The sequence below is a fragment of the Bacillus sp. FSL R9-9410 genome (genome assembly GCF_038050385.1).
GTDB lineage: Bacteria > Bacillota > Bacilli > Bacillales > Bacillaceae_G > Bacillus_A > Bacillus_A cereus_U.
The window spans coordinates 2880792-2899496 of record NZ_JBBOTV010000001.1; the positions used below are offsets into that span (position 1 = coordinate 2880792).

Below are 18705 nucleotides of genomic sequence, written 5' to 3' on the forward strand. Positions count from 1 at the left end.
GGTAAGCTTCAGTGAAATGAGCTTACCTTTTGTATCATTTTATTTATTTTTTCTTTTGTTGTAGTTGATCTAGTAAATTTTTAACAAATGCTAGAAACAGCGGATCATTCTCTTTTTTAGGTGACCATTGCATAATAAGTTGTCGTGGGATTTTAATTTCTATCGGTTGCACAATGAAGTCATGAATAATTTGCTTATGTAGTCCTGATACTGGAACAATTGTTATACCGTTAACTTGTAAAGCAAGTGCTAATGCTGAACTAATTGTTTCTGATTCCATCACTTTATTAACTACTATTTCATTTTTCATCAAATATGGTTCAAGTACTTCTTTACAACCAGAAAGCGGCATAATAAAAGGATAATTTTTCAACTCTTTCATTGTCAGATCAGATGGAACAGACTTAGAAGAAACCATAACATACGGATCTTCACCAATTACATCATAATGAAATCCTGGTATTAAATTTTCTTTTATAGAAATTGAAAAATCTGCACTTCCAGAAGACAACCAATCTAACACTTCTTGATAGCTTCCCTCTCGAACTGCAAGTACATACTGACTTTGATCAAAATTATCTAATTCGATACACTCCGCCAAACAATATACAGTAACTGAAGGATATGTAGCTAATACAATCTTATACAAGTTATTATTTTTTAATTGTAAAGCTGTTTCTTCAAGGTTTTCATACTCCATTAGAAGTCGATCTACACAAACTAAAAATTCCTTTCCATTATCAGTTAACACCGTTCCTTGTCTAGAGCGCTCAAATAATATTAAAGCATATCGTTTCTCTAATTTGTTTATGATATGAGTAATAGCTGGCTGTGTCATATGTAATTCTTTCGCCGCTAAACTAATGCTGTTCAAACGAGCCACGTATTTAAAAACTTTATAATCAAAAACGTTCATTCTGTTCTCCTTATATAAAAGTTATTTATATCATCTATAAATAAGCTTCATTATATTTATCAACCCACTTCATATACACTAATTATACATCATCAATTTTACGAAAAAATAAACATATAAACATTAGAGGAGTGTTGATTAAATGAGTACTTACGTTTTAGTACATGGAGCATGGCAAGGCGAATGGGCATGGGAATTAGTGAAACCTCAATTAGAAGCTTTAGGTCACACAGTTGTTACACTAGATTTACCTGGAAGCGGAAAAGATATAACTCCCTCCCAAAATATAACGTTAGATTCCTATGTTAATGCAGTAACGGATGCTATAAAGCAACAAAATGAAAAGGTTATTCTTGTTGGACATAGTATGGGTGGAATCGTTATTACCCAAACCGCTGAATATGTACCGAATAAAATCGATAAATTAGTATATCTTTGCGCATTCTTACCACAAAACGGCGAAAGTCTTGGCAGTAAGTTAGACGGAGAAGCTGGCCCACAATTCTCTATAAATGAGAATGACATGACCGCAGAACTTATACCTGATTTAACTGAGCAAACATTTTTAAATGCGACAGAAGACGAAACAATTAAAGAAGCTTCTTTTAATCAAATGCGTCCTCAGCCACTAGGCCCGTTCCAACAAGAGCTAAAAATATCAGAAGAGAACTTTGGAACTTTAAATCGTATTTATATCGAAACGACTCTAGATAGAGCGATTCCGATCGATTTTCAGCGCCGAATGAATACAGAAACTCCTTGCACAAAAATATTCACCTTGGAAGCTGATCATTCACCATTCTTTTCTAAAACAAAAGAACTTGTTAATTGCTTAAATGCATTAAGCTAAATTTCATTTAATAAAAATAGACACCCGCGGGTGTCTATTTTTTTATGCTAACTAGAACCTGTCATTACTTCCTCTACATTTGCATTCCCTTTTGCTTCATCTCCCACTTTTTATACAGTAGTACTGCCCCAAATAAGAATACCCCCGCAATAAATGAACCTACTGGTAACATTTTTATCATTTCATCAGGAAATACGAGTGGAAGTAACGGAAATGCATAAGCTGCTGGAATACGTACCCCAACGATTTTTAACAAAACAAGCATCAATATCATATTTAATAAAGTAACTACAATCCATGAATCGATTGCAAAGTACAATAAAGTTCCAACAGCTGCCGATATAGTTAATACTAGTATTTGTTTAAATGCCATTTTTTCATTGTACATCGGTTTTTGAAGCGATTCATACACAACAACTAATATTGGCGGAATAGCCGCTAATTGTTCATAACCAGTGATCCAACATATACTTATCCATACAAAATTTAGTATTAAAAATACAACCATATATTTATATTGTATTTTCACTTTTCTCTCAAGACCGTTAGTCAGTTTAAATATAAGAACACCTAGCATCAATATGAATGTCAAAATAAAGACCGATATAATAAATGACCATTCAGTCGCATTTGTTACTAAAGGTAATAAACCAGTTGCAATTGACGGTGCTAAATTGGATTGAATAACACGTAAAAACAACATCATTAATATAAGTGTTAAGATAACTTTTCCTATATAGGAAATATCCATTTGATTCACTGCAAAACCAATAACAGCTGTTATTGACGGCGCAATAAAGATTTTTTCTGGTTGTCTTAGCCATCCCGGCTCACGATATGCCCATAAAGCTATTGCCATCGCAGCTATTTCCGGCAAAATTACTTCTGGATCATCTAATAGTACAGCAGCTGCAACCATTGCTAAAATAAATAGAATTGCAATGCTATATGAAATAATTGTCTCTTTCCTTGAAATTACTGAATCCATTATTACATACTCCTTTTTATTATCTCTTTTCATTATGATTGTATAAATGCGGTCCATACATAAATCTTTATATACCCTACTAAGGTATTGTATATTAATGATTTTTATATTTCAAGTATTTATTTACTCAGTTTCTCCATACCTTTCATCATATATAAAGTATAAAGAGTTGATTTTTTACGGGCATTGACACCTTATAAAAGATAGGTTACAATAACTATAAATTAGTAAGTTACTAATTTATAGTAAAATTATAGAGGTGAAAGCAATGAAAAACATTTTATTCCGTATTAATGAATTAGCAAAAAAAGAAAAAACTTTAGGATTAAATAGTGCAGAAAAACAAGAGCAACAAACACTAAGAAAAAGCTTTACGAAAGAATTTCGCGGAAGTTTAGATTCCATTTTACTAAATACAAAAATTGTAGATTCTAGCGGAGAAAATGTTACTCCACTTGCTTTACAGCATGCTCAAGATCGTTTGAAATTTAGTAAATGAGCTCCGCGCTAAAGATTTTCAATACAACATAAAAAGAGCTGGATTTCCTATATAGAAATTCCAGCTCTTTTTATTGTTTTTTCTAATTTAGTAAATGAGCGATACATAGCAATTCTCCACGATACAATCATTGCAAATGCGAGTAAGAAAAACATCCCGCTTAACTCTGCTAAATCAATCGATTGACTTAAATATGATTTAAGTCCTACCCGTACAGCTAATAATCCAACTAAAATAAATATGAACGCTTTTGACGGTTTCATATATATATCTTCACCTTTTATTTCGAACTTAGATGTTTTAATAAGAAATATAGAGAAAATAAGTCCTATACTAATTGCCTCTACTATTTCTAACGATGTTAACCGAAACTCTGGTAAGAAGTACATCGATGCGCCAGTACTCATAAAGATTGGCGGTAATATAATTTTCTTTTTCGTTACCGGTTTTTTCGCTGACTTAAATCGAAGAAACATTACTCCAACGGCCATACAAACTGCTACGATACTTGATAAAAGTGCTAAACTCATACTCTCCACCCCTATCTATTTAAAAGACTTTTTGAGCAAAATCATAAACCAAACAAGCCCGACACTTATAATAACATGAGCTAATCCAGCCATATGGCTTAAACCGTTAAAGTCTGTTCCGTTTACTTGTAGAAGACCTCTAAATACCATTGTAGCGATAGTAAAAATTACTCCTGCATTATAAACAATAAACCACGCGCGAAAGCTTTTTGTTTCTTGTACTTGAAACACTTTAAATAAAGCTAATGCAACCAAAAAGAATATGAATCCTAATACTAATACGTGCGTATGCACTAATTGCAACATAGTGGATCCTTTAATTCCTTGCGCTTTTGTATACTCTCTAGCAAATACACCTGATAATAAACCAATAATTAAGTAAATGAATGCTGCATTATATAATTTCTTCATTATATTCCTCCTGATGTAGAACGACAATTAATATCGTCACTTTCCATATTCACTGCAATCATTTTACGCAAAGTTTATGAACGGAATATGAACAGAAGATTACATTGCAATTTTTATACATAAAAAAGCCCTTCCACAACTATGAGTTGCGGAAGAGCTTTTCACCTTATTTTAAATCTTCAATTGAGAAGGCACCAGGAAGTAACTGCTCTACAGTCACTTCTTTTTCATCGCCTTTTACATTCGTTAATAATACAGGCATTTTCGGATCACAAAATTCAGCAATAACTTGTCTACAAGCACCACATGGTGAAATCGGTCCGTCAGTTTCTCCTGTAATGACTAAGTAACTAAAGTCGCGCTCACCTTCTGATACTGCTTTAAAGATTGCCGTTCTTTCTGCACAGTTACATAAACCGTAAGAAGCATTTTCTATATTACAACCAGTATAGATTTTACCTTCTTTCGTAACTAACGCTGCCCCAACAGGAAATTTTGAATACGGAATATACGCTTTTGATAACATCTTATTTGCTTCTTCAATATATTTTTTCTTATCCATATTATTTCCTCCCCAAAGTAAATGTAATTATAATTAATCAGTAATAACTGTATGAACTAATTTAGGAGCCACTGCTGTTTCAGCGATAGAAATATTTTCATAAATTTTTGCTTTTACATCTTCTACATTTTCACGATTTGCATAAATCGTTACGAACGGCTCGCCTTCTTTTACTGCATCGCCAACTTTTTTACGTAACATTAAACCTACAGCTAAATCAATTTCATCTTCCTTCGTAGCACGACCTGCACCAAGTAGCATGGCAGCGATACCAATTTCATCCGCAACAATGTTAGAAATAACACCTGAAGTTTTAGCTGGTACATCAATTACATACTTCGCTTGTGGCATTTTTTCTGGATTGTCTACAATCGAGCTGTCTCCGCCTTGATTGCTTAAGAACTCTTTAAATTTCTCAGTTGCTTTTCCGTTTTTCATAACTTCAATTAGCATTTCACGAGCTTCTTCTAATGTATTTGCTTTTTTCGCAAGTACAACCATTTGGCTACCTAATACAAGTACTAATTCTGTTAAATCTTCTGGACCTTCACCTTTTAAAGTATCAATTGCTTCCTTCACTTCTAGAGCGTTACCAATCGCAAAACCAAGAGGCTGTGACATATCTGAAATCACAGCCATCGTTTGACGTCCAACATTATTTCCGATACGTACCATTGCATGAGCTAATTCTTTTGCATCTTCTTCTGTTTTCATAAATGCGCCAGCACCTGTTTTTACATCAAGTACGATTGCGTCAGCACCCGCTGCAATTTTTTTACTCATAATTGAACTTGCAATTAGAGGAATCGAGTTTACTGTTCCTGTTACATCACGAAGTGCATAGATTTTTTTATCCGCAGGTGTTAAGTTTCCTGTTTGTCCGATAACAGCTACTTTGTCACGGTTTACAATATCAATGAACTGCTCTTTCGTAATTTCAACGTGGAATCCTTCTACCGCTTCTAATTTATCAATTGTTCCGCCCGTATGTCCTAAACCACGACCAGACATTTTTGCTACTGGTACATCTAGAGCAGCTACTAATGGTCCTAATACTAATGTTGTTGTATCGCCAACACCACCAGTTGAATGTTTGTCTACTTTAATTCCTTCAATTGCTGATAAGTCGATCGTTTCTCCAGACTCAACCATCGCCATCGTTAAATCTGCACGTTCGCGATCTGTCATATCTTTAAAGAAGATTGCCATTGCAAGTGCACTAGCTTGATAATCAGGAATACTTCCGTCTGTATATCCGTTAATAAAGAAATTAATTTCTTCAGTCGTTAATTCTTTGCCGTCACGTTTTTTTGCAATAATATCTACCATTCTCATTACAATCACCATTCCTTTTTATATGATATGAATCTGTTAAAATAATAAGCCTACGATTGTTGCTGATAAGAAACTTACTAACGTTGCACCGAAAAGTAATTTCAAACCAAATCTTGCGACTACATTCCCTTGCTTTTCATTTAAACTCTTAACTGCCCCTGCAATAATCCCAATTGAAGAGAAGTTTGCAAATGATACTAAGAATACAGATATAATCGCTGTCGTTCTATCTGAGAAATTAAAGTTTCCTTGTGCTAAATCTGTCATAGCGACAAATTCATTTGATACTAATTTTGTTGCCATAATATTTCCGGCATTAACTGCTTCATGCCAAGGAACACCCATAATAAATGCAAATGGTGCAAATACATAACCAAGAATTTCTTGGAATGAGATACCGATTACACCTTTAAATACTGCATTAATGAATGCGATAAGAGCAACGAAACCAATTAACATAGCTGCTACTGTAATCGCTACTTTAAATCCATCTATAATGTATTCCCCTAATACTTCAAAGAATGTCTTTTTCTCTTCCTCTTGTACTTCTAACATATCTTCTTCTTCAGTAACTTCATACGGATTAATAATAGAAGCAATAATGAAGCCACCGAATAAGTTAAGTACTAAAGCGGTTACAACATATTGCGGTTTTAATAACACCATGTAGGATCCAACGATAGACATAGAAACGGTAGACATTGCAGATGCACATAATGTATACATTCTTTTTTCTGGCAATAATCCTAGTTGTTTCTTAACTGAAATAAACACTTCAGATTGTCCTAAAATCGCAGAAGCTACCGCGTTATATGATTCGAGTTTCCCCATTCCATTTACTTTACTTAATACTAGACCGATAGATTTCACAATAATAGGTAATACTTTAATGTGTTGCAAAATACCTATTAAAGCTGATATAAATACGATTGGCATTAATACACTTAAAAAGAATGAAAACTCTTTTTGATTTACTAATCCACCAAATACGAAATTCACACCATCAGCGGCATATTTTAATAATTCTCCAAAACCATCTGCTATTCCGCTAATTAATATATTCCCTACACTTGTATTTAATAATAAAAACCCCAAAATGAATTGTAATATAACCATCGTTATGATTGGGCGATATTTGACTTTCTTTCTATCATTACTAGCAAGCCAAGCGATACCTAAAATCAATACGAGGCCAAAAATACCTATTAAGTATTTCATAAGCCGTCTCCTCCCATTCGTATCCGCTTACATCTTTTTCAATTGTTAAAGCAATAGATACACTTTACTTTAAACGTGTATCTATTGCCCTTTACTTTATTATTGATTAGTAGTTATCTGTAGCACCTTTTGCATCATTTAATACAATTGCAACACTAGCACTTGCTCCAACGCGAGAAGCTCCAGCCTCTACCATTTTGTCTGCATCTTCACGTGTACGAACGCCGCCAGATGCTTTCACGCCAACATTTGGTCCAACTGTTTTACGCATTAATGCGATATCTTCAGCAGTTGCTCCGCCAGTTGAGAATCCAGTTGAAGTTTTTACGAAATCAGCGCCAGCTTTTACTGATAATTCACAAGCACGAACTTTTTCTTCATCTGTTAATAGGCAAGTTTCAATGATTACTTTTACAAGAGCTTTTCCTTTTGCTGCTTGTACTACTTCATAAATATCTTTTTCAACGAACTCATTGTCGCCATCTTTTAAAGCACCTACGTTGATTACCATATCAACTTCAGTTGCACCTTTTGCGATAGCATCTTTTGTTTCGAATGCTTTTGTTTCAGTAGTGCTTGCTCCTAATGGGAAACCGATTACAGTACAAACGTCTACACCATGTCCAGCTAACTCCTCAGCAGCTAGCTTTACCCATGTAGGATTAATACAAACTGAAGCAAATTTGTATTGCTTTGCCTCTTCGATTACCTTCATAACATCTTCTTTAGTAGAATTTGGTTTTAAAATTGTATGGTCAATTAACTTTGCAATGTTCATTATCTTCACTCCTCATATCTTTTAACAACTTCATTCTAACTCTTACTTGAACAAATGTAAATACACTTTTGAAATTTTGTTCATTCTTTTTCAGAAGGGAATTTCTTGTAATACATTGAAAGTAGTATAAGTTTGTAAATAAAGGATGTGAACCACTTGTTTAAATCAAAATTCTTTATATTCACATTGCTAGTATGCACCTCACTATCCATATTTATTTTTTATAAAAGGGATGTTATTTTCCAAGAAGGAAACCCAATTCCATTTGCTTTAGCTATGTCTAAGATGGTTATTCAAGATAAAGAAATGGTTGAAGTAGAACCGATAGATAATCAATACCCCTACTTAGTAAAGCGCGGAAAAATGGAACCTTTTATCAATATGATGGAGCAAGATGGATGGACTTTTGTAGATAGAGATATTATGGCTAACTCACTAACCTTTGAAAAAGTAGATCAATCAAAGAGCGTTCCTTACAAATACTTTACAAGGTACTACACCTTGATTTATTCATACTAAAATAGAAGGCCCTCTCAAAATAATACCGTTGAGAGAGCCTTCTATTTCTAACCTTTTTGATAATGTAACAATTCTTTCGCCGTATGCTGATCTATAATTAATACATTTGCATACCCGCCACGTAACGCACCATCAATTGCTTTTATTTTTCTCTTACCACCTGCAACTAAAATAGAACGTTTCTTTAACTTTAATTCTTCTAACTCAATTCCAATTGTACGCTTATTAATTTCTTCGCTACTAATATTACCGTCTCCATCAAAGAAACGTGAACAAATGTCACCGACAGCTTGTTTTTTCAAAATGTTCGTTTCATCTTTATCTAAATATCCTAATCGGAATAATAACGCTTCATCACGCACCGTTCCAACAGTGAAAATTGCAATATTCGCTTGTTTTCCCATTTCAATAATGTGATGAATATGTCGATCCTGCTCCACTAATTCTTTTGTCACTGCATTATCAAATATAACTGGAAGGGGTAGATTTCTTGGCGTCGTTTGAAACGCATCTGCAAATAAAGCAATCGTCTCATTTGCATATGTATTTACACTCGAATGACTAATACCGCCTTTTAACTGGACAACTTCTACACCTTTTACATGTTGTGGCACGATTTTTCTAGCAATTTCATACATCGTCATTCCCCAGCTTACACCAACGATATCACCAGTTTTCACTGTCTTTTCCATATACTCAGCAGCATACTTACTAATATACTCCGTAATCGTTGCATATTCTGGTACTGGAGAAAATACGACATGTGCTTCTAACAGGTTGTACTTTTCTTTAAGTAAATTCCCAACGTTATCTAAGTCAGCAAATGGATCGGCTATACTAATTTGAACAAATCCTTTTTCTTTCGCATACTTCAATAATCTAGAAATCGTCGGTCTTGAAATACTTAATTTATTAGCAATTTCTTGCTGACTATAATCTGATTGATAATATAATCTTGCAACTTCGACGCTTAATTGTTGTTTATCTTTATCCATAGTAACCCATTACAAATCCTTTCCTGTATTTCCCTTTCGTTACAAGCATTATACAGCTTTATGCAAGAAATTTCGACTACCTTATTTATCAACCTAAACTTCTACTCCAAATAGTATATACAGTGAAACTTTATTGTGTAGCTCCATAAACTCAATACAGATGATCTTGAATCAGATAAATCTCATATGCAATTCATTCTTTTTGTTCTTTCTGTAGTAACGATAACAAAACCCTTCAATAACAAACATTAAATATCGTTTATGGAGCTTCCTTAACGTACGGTAAAACCAAGTTTTTTAACATAGAAATTCCTTAACGTACGAAATTCGCGTTTTGATGGCGAGACCCCATCGCCATCAAGCTAAGAGTGCCAAGAGAGTATAGGGTAGTGTGTTTCTTTGAAATTTTTACGACTCTATTAAAGATGTGCATAACAAATAAACCTATCAATTAGGTGTAAAAAAACATTATGCAACCTTGTAACTTTTTGACATCGTATAATCATACACAACACCTAAGATATCAAAGACAGTTTTCTTTTCGTACCGGTGAGATTTTCTCCCGTTTTTCTCTAAAAGGTAAAACAAACGTAGCAAAACTTTTAATAATTCATCGGCGCCCTTCTGTATTCCCTCATAAAACAATAGATAATAATTCTTTATCATATAGATGGATTTGTATTCACTTAACTCTTTCTTTTTCTTGTCTAAGAGTAATTGGCGCATTTTGAACATCGTCGATGAACAGAGTAAAATGCTAATAAGTTTCCCATATAAATGGCATTCTAAGCGTTCTTTTTTGATTTCTTTGCACTTGTCAATTTGAAAGAAAGATTTCCATGTTTTGAACAAAATTTCAATTTGCCAGCGTAATGAATACAGGTCATGGATATGTTCCGTTGGAACATTTTCTACAGAAAGATTTGTAATATACACGTTGATCCCACTTAACCGTTTACTTCGTTCTTTGTAGATGATACCTTTCTTCTTTTCTTTTTTAGCTTGTTCTTTTAGTCTTTTCTCAGTTTGTTCTTTTGTTAATCGATGAATAATAACACGAGATGGTAATTTTTGATACTGTCCAATGTGTGCTTCTGAAATCTCCATTGTTTGGCCAGGAGACAGTTGGTTCATAAGTTCTTCCATATCTAACTGAATATAGAGTGTTCCTTTCTTCACAGTCCCATTCTGAAAATACTCCGGCTTCTCATTCTTACGATAGATTCGGGAATTTAATTTCAAACGCGAGATATAGTAAGCCCCTTTATCATGGATACCCTGTAAGTCATGTAAATCGAAATAGCCTAAGTCTCTTATATACAAGTCTTTTGATCGAATGGTTTGTAGGGTTGTTAAACCAAAGGTCTTATCGTTTTCTCTTCCTTCTCCTACATAAACGTGCAGGAACTTCCCACTCAATAGATCATACTCTAATTGAATTTTGACTCCTGCCGTATGGCTACTTCCACCTGAACCTTGGTAATGTGAAGAAAACTTATCTGGAAGCTGAAATGTTGTAGAATCTAGAACCCGAATGTGCTTAAAGGTCGTGGCATATTGATGAATTATTTCTTTTGTGGAATAAATTCTTTGAGTTAGAAGATTAGCTAGAACCTGTTCAAGAAACTGTACTGCGGAAGCATTAAATCGTTGGTTAAGCCCTTCCGGGCTGATAAGAACACCTGTAGATGCTTCAAGGTAGCTACATAATTGTGTGAGTGATGTACTTGCAACCTGCTGGCTAAGCCATACACATAAAGCAACTAACTCCTTTGCTTGATATTTACTCTTTCGTTGAACGAATCCTTTTTCTTTAGCTAGGTGTCCTAGAACATGAGGAGACATATGTCGTTGTAATTCTTCAGCAATTAGTTGAAGTTCGTCAAGAATCGAAAGATTCATAAAAACCGCCATCCTTTCCTATGATTCTACAGAAAGGATAACGTCTTTTTTACTTTATGGATAGTGTGAAATCTTAGGTTGTCATCTATTCTAAAGAGAAGATACCGTACATGCACTCCGATTCGGTGTTAAAAAAAGGGGGATTGTTGTATAATTTTAGTATATTTTATTGAAAGTGAGTGATTTACTATGACAGTCAGTTCTTTCCATTCATCAATTAAATTCGAGGTACGGAAGAATTAATAAGGAGTAGAAATTTCTTTTATTAAAAATCTTCCGCACATAAAAATGGAGGAAGAAAATATATGTTTAGTTATTACAGTACACTTTGTACCGAACTTTATGATTTTACAAAACCTGTGGGATATTCTCTAGACGGTGATATTGAATATTACCAAGAACGTTTAAAAACTTGTGAGGGACGTATTCTTGAAGCTGCAGTTGGCTCAGGGCGTTTTCTTATTCCACTTCTTGAGACTGGATATACAGTTGATGGAATTGATTATTCTCCTGAAATGTTGAAATCTTGTCGTCAACGTTGTGATGAACGCGGGTTACAACCTAACTTATATGAAGATGAACTACAGAATTTTTCATTGCCGTTTAATTATGGGGCGATCATTATTCCTACTGGTTCCTTTTGTTTGATTGAAAATAGAGAAGACTCCCTAGCCGCATTGAAATGTTTCTATAAACATCTGGTTCCGGGTGGCCGTTTGATTGTTGACCTTGAATTACCTCATGATTGGAAGACAGGAAAAATTACTACTTCGACTTTTTCTCTACCCAACGGGGATGGAATAACGTTGGAAAGCAAATCAATTGAAATGGATTTGCTTAATCAATTTACTGTATCTTATTTAAAATATGAGAAATGGCGCCAAGGAAAGTTAATTCAAACTGAGTTACAACGTTTTGCATTACGTTGGTATGGAATTGAGGAATTTAAAATTATTTTAGAAAGTATTGGCTTCTCTGATATTACATGTTCTGCTGACTATGATTACGAGAAACAACCATCGAATGCGAGTCAAATCATTACTTTTGAAGCTTTACGAAAGCGATAATATAGGAAAGATACTTTTAATGAACACTTATTGAAAGAAATTTTGGGACTGGTATTAGATTCTAAATGGGATTTAGAACTTTTGTGTGATATGAACCATAAGTTTGCCAGAATGGCTGTTCATGAATAATATAGTTGTTAAAAAAATAATAAAGTCCTTTGAAAAATAAAATAGTTGTTTAAAAATATGGTATAAAATTGGCTTGTTAAACAACTATTTTTTGTTCAACAAAAGAAAAAATATTTTAATTTAACTTAATATAATGTTGATTGTGCTCATAATTTTTCTTAAACTTATACTTTATCTTTATAAACATCCATTACCTTAAACGTTTGACAAACTAGCAATAAGTCTGGGGTAAAAGCAAGTCCGTACTGACTTAACTCCTGAGTGAAAAATTTAACATGCTCACTATACCAATAATCAAAGCTTAAATCTCCTTCACCCTCAGTTTTTGCAAAATCACTTGTTACTTCATTCATTTTTACAAAATCGACTTTTATATATTTTATAATTGCTAATGGATTATTGTCTCCATCCAATACAATATCATACTGTCCAACTTTTGGAATTTCGATTTTTTCAAGATCGAATACGCAAAGTGCAGGGCATGTTGCTGTTTTGATTCCTTTAACAACTAAACTTCCTAATGCATCTCCCATTTCTTTGGAACCATCTCCAAACATCCATGCATCTGGAACACTCATGTTTAACCCATTTTCTCTAGCGTAAATATGCCAATATTCTTCTATCTTAGTAACTGACATTATTCACTTACCCCCTTCGTGATTAAATATTGTGAATTTAACATACAACCTATTATCTGTCAATATTTTGGAAGAACATGTAATAAAACTACATTAATCTAATCATATATAGATACAAGATCTTAAGTTATATTTGTGGACAATAATTAATTATTTGCTATCCTAAAATTTAACATATTTATTATTCCTAATAGTAGCAGAACGAAAGAATCTGTTAGTTTTTTAAACAATTTTAATAGCCATCTATCTGTTATACGATAGATGGCTACTTTATTTCTAGGTAGAGAATTAAACAACTTTATTATCTTTATACAATGGCAAGTTTATGCGTCTAATTGCGACAAACTTATGGGTAAAGTGACACTTTGACACTACTTTCTTATAAAATAAACAAAGAAAAAGCCGATTTCCTGTACGCTAAGGAAATTGGCTTTTTCTTTGTAAGAATTTGCTTAACAATTCGCGTTTTGTTGGCGTCATCAAGCTAAAATTTTATAGTATCCCCAGAACGAGATTTTGTGCTAATTTGTAACAAAAAAGCTTATTTTTTGTTTTGGGGTATTTCTGAATTCTTAGGTTGATGGGCATGTGGCGAGACCCCATCGCCATCAAGTTAAGATTTTGAAGTAACCCCTAATGTAGGACTTTTTCTTATTAAACAAATGGGATAGATTGTTAAGGAATTCATTTTTAAAGCTCATGTTAGATAGGTATATAAAATTAATATGAAGGTGTGAAATCAATTGTATAATGGTAGTTTTAGAATAAGTAAATAAGAGAAATAACCAATATTGATTATTTCTCTTTTCATATACATATTTATTTTTGGAAAAATAACCTAACTCCAAATACTAATAATACTGCGCCAGTAATACCCTCTATTGTACGGTTCACTTTTTCTTTTCTTAAAAAAGTTCTTAATTGACGTATGAGTGAGATATAAAGTAAATACCATATTGCTGTCAAAGTCGTAAATGTGAGTCCTAACAAAAGAAATTGGAAGAAATGACTTTGATTGCTCACAATAAATTGGGGTAGAAAACTAAGGAAAAATACAGCAGTTTTTGGATTTAAGATTGCCGTAGTAAATCCTTGTCTAAAACTTTTAATCGTTCCAATATCCTTAGAGTTAATTTCCACTGAACCTGACATATTTTCTTTTTTAGAAAAGGCACTTTTAATTGACTTTACAGCTAAGTAAATTAAATAAAAAGCCCCAGCACATTTTATTAATGTAAATAGCATAGCAAATTTCATTAGGATAGCAGAAAGTCCTAGTGTAGCCATTATTGTATGAATCATCATTCCAGATACCGTTCCTAAGACTGTCTTTATCCCACCATTTTTACCATGCGAAATAGTGTTTTTTGTAACTAAGGCAAAACCGGGACCAGGCATTATTATGATTAGGATTGCTGTAAGGATAAATAACAAATAATTTTCCATGTTCTAGTAGTTCCTTTCCAATTTTTAGTTTTGCCTATAGTATAGCTTTTTTCCTTAAAACATTAAATATAAAAGGCGTGATCAGGAGTTTATCGAGGTTATTAGTATCAATTTGACCAAACATTATCCCAAAGTTACATTGATAAAACACATGGCAAACTTATGGGTAAAATTACAAGCTCGGCTCTCACAAAAAACGGGATAAAAAAATAAACAGTAGAACTATTCCACTGTTTATTTCGTCACACCTTCATGTAATTTTTCTGTATAATTCTTTACATCTGTCCAGCTATCTTTCGCCGTATTTAAATCTTCTTTTATAAAGGTAAATTCTTCAGGGCTGATTCCTTTTACGTTTTGTAGTAAATTATTATATTTCGCACCTACCGTATACCACTGATTTGATATATTTTGCAGTGCTGTAATTGCTGCATCAATTGTTTCTGTCATATTAGTCGTTTTATTTTTCACATCTGTCAAAATTGCCACTTCTGCTTGTGCTCCTGAAATTCTATTCTTTAAACTGGCTATTTCTCGTTCTGCATTTGCAATATCTTTTTTCGCAATCGCAATCATCGGTCCGCCAGCAAGACATGTTATTAGCGCTACGCAAAGTACACCACCAGCAATCACCATATCGTTACTCTTTTTGATCGAATCGTTATATGTATTTATTTGTTGCTCTAAAGCTGGAATACCAGCATTCGTACTTGCCAAAATCGCTGTTAATTGATTTGTATCTTCTTTAAAACTATTTGTGTCTTTCGCCATTCTATCGCGAAAAGCTTTCAAATTCCCTAATAATACATCTACCTCATTTTGATTCTTTAAAATGTCCGCATACAACTTTTCTAAATCCGCTTTTAACTTTACGCTATCTTTTTGATCAATCGCTAATAGCATGTCACTATAGTACGCTTGAAAAGTATTGTTGTAATCAATAATATTTTGATCCGTTTTCATAATTTGAGGCTTCATATTATTTAACCAATATGCCGCATTAATTTTTGCATCTTTTTGATGCTGAATCATATTCCCTCTTAAATTACCATTAATTGAACTTATTTTACTCAAATCAGTCTCTTGTTGATTTTGAATTAATTTTGCATATGAATCCATCGCAAATATACTTGATGTCGTTTGCGCCATTACATCTTGGAATCCTGCTGGTCCGAGAGAATAATTTTTCGCATTTTCTTGTAATGTTTTTACGTTTTGTTCCGCTGCAAGAGGCTGTAAAGGAAACGCATTACTCGTTGCGACTCCAGCAATCATTATCGTTAAAAGACATTTTTTATAGAAATTATTACGCATACTTATCACCTATTCTTTTTATGAGGATATGAAACGTTAAAGGTAAAAAAAGCTCCTGCTCACTACTGAACAGGAGCTCACTATTATATAAAAATCATCAATCTATACATAATGCTGTAGCAGTTTAGTTGCTATTATGCTTTTTTCGTATCTACTACTTTAATATCTTCAGCATAAATCTTTTCTGCATAGTCTTTAATGTTTTTCCAGCTATCTTTCGCAATGTTTAAATCTTCTTTAATGAAAACAAGGTCGTTTGGACTAATTGAATCTACATTTTGAAGTAATGAATTATATTTCGATCCCATTGTGTACCATTGATTTGAAATATTTTGCAACGCTGTAATTGCAGTGTCAATCGTATTTGTTAAATACTCAGTTTGTGTTTTAATGTTCGTTAGTCCTGCCACTTCTAATTGAGCAGTTGTAACTTGTCCTGTTATCTTTTGAATTTCTGCCTGTGCATTATCAAGCTCTTTCTTCGCTAATACGATTCCAGCTGTTCCACCACCTACAGCTGCAGTACCGCCTGCAATTAATGCGATTCCTAGCGGAGTTCCTGCTCCCGTAGCAATAACAACCGCACCACCGATAATTGCAATTGGTCCTAATGCTGTCGCAACAGATGAACCGATAATAATTGCATTATATTTACTAATTGCTTCATTATACGTCGTGATTTGATTTTGCAGAAGCGGAATTCCAGCATCTTGACTAGCTAAGATAGATGTAATTTGATTTGCATCTCCCTTGAAATTTTGAGTATCCGACGTCATTTTATTTCGGAATTTCTTCAAGTCTTCTACTAACTGATCTACTTGCGCTTTATTTTCAGTAATACTACTTGATAATCTAGTTAAACCTTTCGTAAGTGTTGCTTTATCCTTTGCATCAACCGCAGCAACTAAAGTATCATAATAGTTTTGGAATTTCGTATTGTAATTAATGATATTTTGATTTGTTGAAATAAGCTGTGGCTTTAATACATCTAGCCACTGTTTCGCATTTCCTCTAGCTGTATCTTGATGCTGAATCACTTTTCCTTTTAAAGCGGCATCAACTGACGATACATTACCAAAGTTAACATTACCTTGTTTAATAATTGTTAAAGCGTACAGATCCATTACTAAAGCGTTTGAACCTGTTCTTTCCATTGCATCTTTTAGGCCTTCTGGTCCTAATGAATATTCTTCATAGTCATTATAAGCTTTTGCTACAGCATGAACTGGAGCTTGTTTCACTGTACTTTCAGCTGCATACGTATGGGCCGGCATAATATTCCCTGCTGCAAATACTGCCATAAGTGCTGATAGAGCCATTACTTTATAAGGTTTTTTTGTCATTTTTCTTCTCTCCCTATATCGCTAATTATTTTTCTGTTTAATGTACTTCAACGTTTGTAACGTAATCTTCAAATTGATTTGTTTGCTTATTCATTTCATCACTTACTTTTTTAAGTTGATTGAAATGTTTTTGAAGTAAACTACTGTCTGTATACGTGCCTTCTTCAATATTTGTTTGAATTTGGATCATATTATTATTTAAAACTTTCCAATCCGTTAATAACGTTTCTAAAGTTGTAATTTGGCGATCAATTAGTTCTGTAAAGCTACTTACTTGATCTTCAACAAATGTAATTTGAGTCGCCTCTAATTCAGTTTGTGATAACTTCTGAATTAGTGGTAATAACTCTTTTTGCTTTTGTTGAATACGAAGAGCTGCTTCCCTCGTTTGACTATCTGCAGCATTTACAATTTCATTACTTAAAGTACCGATAGAAACAAAGTCGATTGTTTTCGTTTGTGCAGTTTGATTTGTAATTGTAAATACTTGTTTACCGATATTAATAGAACCTTTAATAATTTCTTGAGGTCTATTCAAAATAATAGTTAGTTCAGCTTGAATTTCCCCTTGAATTCTTTTAATATCTTCTCTTAATTTCACAATATCTCCACTTGATCCTTGAAGTGTTTTTATTGCCTCATCAGCTTTAATTGCTAAGTTGTTACTGTCTTTGTCTAATACCGTTTTAAATCGATTTAACTCTAATAAATCTTGCTCCATACTCTCTTGGATGCTTTGTACTTGCAATTGTAATTTTCCATATGCGCTTGTAAAATCTGCTTTTGCCTGTTCATCTTCATTTACTTTTCCTGCCAGTTCATAGAGCTTACTATAATAGCTATTAAATCTAGTGCTGTATCTCATCATCTCTTGATTTAAGTCGATTAACTTCGGATTATATTCATCAATCCACTCTCGTACATTCGCCTTTGCAAATTTTTGATGATTCGTCAAACTACTCATCGCATTTACCTTAATGTCTGGCTGTTGCAAAATAACTAATCCGTATGCTTGTATAAGCGGTGACTGTGATCCTAACATTCTAATTGAATTGGATAATGTATTTGGAGCAATTACATTTTGCGCATATACTGTTTTCACTTCTGTTTGCCCCTCCTTAGCGTAAGCGCTTACAGGAACGAAGCAACTCGTAGATACTGCTGTAACCAATAACCCTGTAATTAAAGTCTTTTTCACTTTAACTCCTCCTATGTATTAGCAACTATTACTATCGCATTTTATTATTCTATTTTCTTGCAAATGA

19 protein-coding genes are annotated in these 18705 nt (G+C 33.4%); 4 read left to right on the forward strand and 15 right to left on the reverse strand.

Going from position 1 to position 18705, the window contains the following annotated elements; all coding sequences use genetic code 11:
* Positions 1-43: 43 nt before the first annotated feature.
* Positions 44-916, reverse strand: a complete 873-nt coding sequence (locus tag MKX77_RS14975) for a LysR family transcriptional regulator (RefSeq protein WP_341307092.1) — start codon at positions 914-916, stop codon at positions 44-46.
* Between the two features lie 142 nt (positions 917-1058).
* Between MKX77_RS14975 and MKX77_RS14980 the strand changes: the two genes are divergently transcribed.
* Positions 1059-1766 carry an alpha/beta fold hydrolase gene (locus tag MKX77_RS14980; protein WP_341307093.1) on the forward strand — a complete coding sequence of 236 codons (708 nt, stop codon included), beginning with the start codon at positions 1059-1061 and terminating at the stop codon, positions 1764-1766.
* Between the two features lie 73 nt (positions 1767-1839).
* On the opposite strand, the gene MKX77_RS14985 is transcribed toward MKX77_RS14980, so the two are convergent.
* Complete coding sequence (locus MKX77_RS14985; RefSeq protein ID WP_341307094.1) at positions 1840-2754, reverse strand: hypothetical protein; 915 nt, start codon at positions 2752-2754, stop codon at positions 1840-1842.
* Positions 2755-3022: 268 nt separating this feature from the next.
* On the opposite strand from MKX77_RS14985, the gene MKX77_RS14990 reads away from it, so the two are divergent.
* Entirely contained in the window at positions 3023-3253 is a 231-nt protein-coding gene (locus MKX77_RS14990; RefSeq protein ID WP_215555987.1) for a DUF896 domain-containing protein, read from the forward strand.
* Between the two features lie 47 nt (positions 3254-3300).
* Here MKX77_RS14990 and MKX77_RS14995 read toward each other — a convergent pair whose 3' ends face one another.
* From MKX77_RS14995 to deoC, 6 genes are all read right to left on the reverse strand, one after another.
* Positions 3301-3783, reverse strand: a complete 483-nt coding sequence (locus MKX77_RS14995) for a CcdC family protein (RefSeq protein WP_341307095.1) — start codon at positions 3781-3783, stop codon at positions 3301-3303.
* 15 nt (positions 3784-3798) lie between these two features.
* The gene (locus MKX77_RS15000; RefSeq protein WP_341307096.1) at positions 3799-4194 is read right to left on the reverse strand and encodes a DUF2871 domain-containing protein; all 396 of its coding nucleotides are present in this window, start codon (positions 4192-4194) and stop codon (positions 3799-3801) included.
* A gap of 166 nt (positions 4195-4360) precedes the next feature.
* Entirely contained in the window at positions 4361-4756 is a 396-nt protein-coding gene (locus tag MKX77_RS15005; protein WP_000358532.1) for a cytidine deaminase, read from the reverse strand.
* Positions 4757-4789: 33 nt separating this feature from the next.
* A complete protein-coding gene (locus MKX77_RS15010) occupies positions 4790-6091 on the reverse strand; it encodes a pyrimidine-nucleoside phosphorylase (RefSeq protein ID WP_002165965.1) in 1302 nt (433 codons plus the stop codon).
* Between the two features lie 36 nt (positions 6092-6127).
* Positions 6128-7309 carry a NupC/NupG family nucleoside CNT transporter gene (locus tag MKX77_RS15015; protein WP_097858751.1) on the reverse strand — a complete coding sequence of 394 codons (1182 nt, stop codon included), beginning with the start codon at positions 7307-7309 and terminating at the stop codon, positions 6128-6130.
* A gap of 106 nt (positions 7310-7415) precedes the next feature.
* Complete coding sequence (gene deoC / locus MKX77_RS15020; RefSeq protein ID WP_215555984.1) at positions 7416-8087, reverse strand: deoxyribose-phosphate aldolase; 672 nt, start codon at positions 8085-8087, stop codon at positions 7416-7418.
* Positions 8088-8243: 156 nt separating this feature from the next.
* Between deoC and MKX77_RS15025 the strand changes: the two genes are divergently transcribed.
* Positions 8244-8606 (forward strand): hypothetical protein, encoded by a 363-nt coding sequence (locus tag MKX77_RS15025; protein WP_341307097.1) that lies wholly within the window; start codon positions 8244-8246, stop codon positions 8604-8606.
* A 47-nt stretch (positions 8607-8653) separates the two neighbouring features.
* On the opposite strand, the gene MKX77_RS15030 is transcribed toward MKX77_RS15025, so the two are convergent.
* Both MKX77_RS15030 and MKX77_RS15035 read right to left on the reverse strand, forming a co-directional pair.
* Positions 8654-9601 (reverse strand): sugar-binding transcriptional regulator, encoded by a 948-nt coding sequence (locus MKX77_RS15030; protein ID WP_215555982.1) that lies wholly within the window; start codon positions 9599-9601, stop codon positions 8654-8656.
* A gap of 468 nt (positions 9602-10069) precedes the next feature.
* The gene (locus tag MKX77_RS15035) at positions 10070-11503 is read right to left on the reverse strand and encodes an IS4 family transposase (protein WP_341307098.1); all 1434 of its coding nucleotides are present in this window, start codon (positions 11501-11503) and stop codon (positions 10070-10072) included.
* A 305-nt stretch (positions 11504-11808) separates the two neighbouring features.
* Between MKX77_RS15035 and MKX77_RS15040 the strand changes: the two genes are divergently transcribed.
* Positions 11809-12570, forward strand: coding sequence for a class I SAM-dependent methyltransferase (locus MKX77_RS15040; protein ID WP_341307099.1), 762 nt, complete (start codon positions 11809-11811; stop codon positions 12568-12570).
* A gap of 293 nt (positions 12571-12863) precedes the next feature.
* On the opposite strand, the gene MKX77_RS15045 is transcribed toward MKX77_RS15040, so the two are convergent.
* The 5 genes from MKX77_RS15045 to nheA all read right to left on the reverse strand — a co-directional run bounded on the left by MKX77_RS15045 (position 12864) and on the right by nheA (position 18638).
* On the reverse strand, positions 12864-13337 hold the full coding sequence (locus tag MKX77_RS15045; protein ID WP_341307100.1) for an ASCH domain-containing protein: 474 nt from the start codon (positions 13335-13337) through the stop codon (positions 12864-12866).
* Between the two features lie 819 nt (positions 13338-14156).
* On the reverse strand, positions 14157-14783 hold the full coding sequence (locus MKX77_RS15050; RefSeq protein WP_215555981.1) for a LysE family translocator: 627 nt from the start codon (positions 14781-14783) through the stop codon (positions 14157-14159).
* 234 nt (positions 14784-15017) lie between these two features.
* Positions 15018-16097, reverse strand: coding sequence for a non-hemolytic enterotoxin subunit C (nheC, locus tag MKX77_RS15055; protein WP_215555980.1), 1080 nt, complete (start codon positions 16095-16097; stop codon positions 15018-15020).
* 134 nt (positions 16098-16231) lie between these two features.
* Positions 16232-17440 (reverse strand): non-hemolytic enterotoxin NHE subunit B, encoded by a 1209-nt coding sequence (gene nheB, locus MKX77_RS15060; protein ID WP_215555979.1) that lies wholly within the window; start codon positions 17438-17440, stop codon positions 16232-16234.
* Between the two features lie 37 nt (positions 17441-17477).
* Positions 17478-18638, reverse strand: coding sequence for a non-hemolytic enterotoxin NHE subunit A (nheA, locus tag MKX77_RS15065; protein ID WP_215555978.1), 1161 nt, complete (start codon positions 18636-18638; stop codon positions 17478-17480).
* Between the last annotated feature and the right edge of the window lie 67 nt (positions 18639-18705).

What these genes read in the sequence shown, in the direction of transcription:
- nheB (WP_215555979.1), bottom strand. Translation starts at nt 17,440, where the DNA reads ATGACAAAAAAACCTTATAAAGTAATGGCTCTATCAGCACTTATGGCA.
- MKX77_RS15035 (WP_341307098.1), bottom strand. Translation starts at nt 11,503, where the DNA reads ATGAATCTTTCGATTCTTGACGAACTTCAACTAATTGCTGAAGAATTA.
- MKX77_RS14975 (WP_341307092.1), bottom strand. Translation starts at nt 916, where the DNA reads ATGAACGTTTTTGATTATAAAGTTTTTAAATACGTGGCTCGTTTGAAC.
- deoC (WP_215555984.1), bottom strand. Translation starts at nt 8,087, where the DNA reads ATGAACATTGCAAAGTTAATTGACCATACAATTTTAAAACCAAATTCT.
- MKX77_RS14980 (WP_341307093.1), top strand. Translation starts at nt 1,059, where the DNA reads ATGAGTACTTACGTTTTAGTACATGGAGCATGGCAAGGCGAATGGGCA.
- MKX77_RS15000 (WP_341307096.1), bottom strand. Translation starts at nt 4,194, where the DNA reads ATGAAGAAATTATATAATGCAGCATTCATTTACTTAATTATTGGTTTA.
- nheC (WP_215555980.1), bottom strand. Translation starts at nt 16,097, where the DNA reads ATGCGTAATAATTTCTATAAAAAATGTCTTTTAACGATAATGATTGCT.
- MKX77_RS14990 (WP_215555987.1), top strand. Translation starts at nt 3,023, where the DNA reads ATGAAAAACATTTTATTCCGTATTAATGAATTAGCAAAAAAAGAAAAA.
- MKX77_RS15040 (WP_341307099.1), top strand. Translation starts at nt 11,809, where the DNA reads ATGTTTAGTTATTACAGTACACTTTGTACCGAACTTTATGATTTTACA.
- MKX77_RS15045 (WP_341307100.1), bottom strand. Translation starts at nt 13,337, where the DNA reads ATGTCAGTTACTAAGATAGAAGAATATTGGCATATTTACGCTAGAGAA.
- MKX77_RS15010 (WP_002165965.1), bottom strand. Translation starts at nt 6,091, where the DNA reads ATGAGAATGGTAGATATTATTGCAAAAAAACGTGACGGCAAAGAATTA.
- MKX77_RS14995 (WP_341307095.1), bottom strand. Translation starts at nt 3,783, where the DNA reads ATGAGTTTAGCACTTTTATCAAGTATCGTAGCAGTTTGTATGGCCGTT.
- MKX77_RS15050 (WP_215555981.1), bottom strand. Translation starts at nt 14,783, where the DNA reads ATGGAAAATTATTTGTTATTTATCCTTACAGCAATCCTAATCATAATA.
- MKX77_RS14985 (WP_341307094.1), bottom strand. Translation starts at nt 2,754, where the DNA reads ATGGATTCAGTAATTTCAAGGAAAGAGACAATTATTTCATATAGCATT.
- MKX77_RS15015 (WP_097858751.1), bottom strand. Translation starts at nt 7,309, where the DNA reads ATGAAATACTTAATAGGTATTTTTGGCCTCGTATTGATTTTAGGTATC.
- MKX77_RS15030 (WP_215555982.1), bottom strand. Translation starts at nt 9,601, where the DNA reads ATGGATAAAGATAAACAACAATTAAGCGTCGAAGTTGCAAGATTATAT.
- MKX77_RS15005 (WP_000358532.1), bottom strand. Translation starts at nt 4,756, where the DNA reads ATGGATAAGAAAAAATATATTGAAGAAGCAAATAAGATGTTATCAAAA.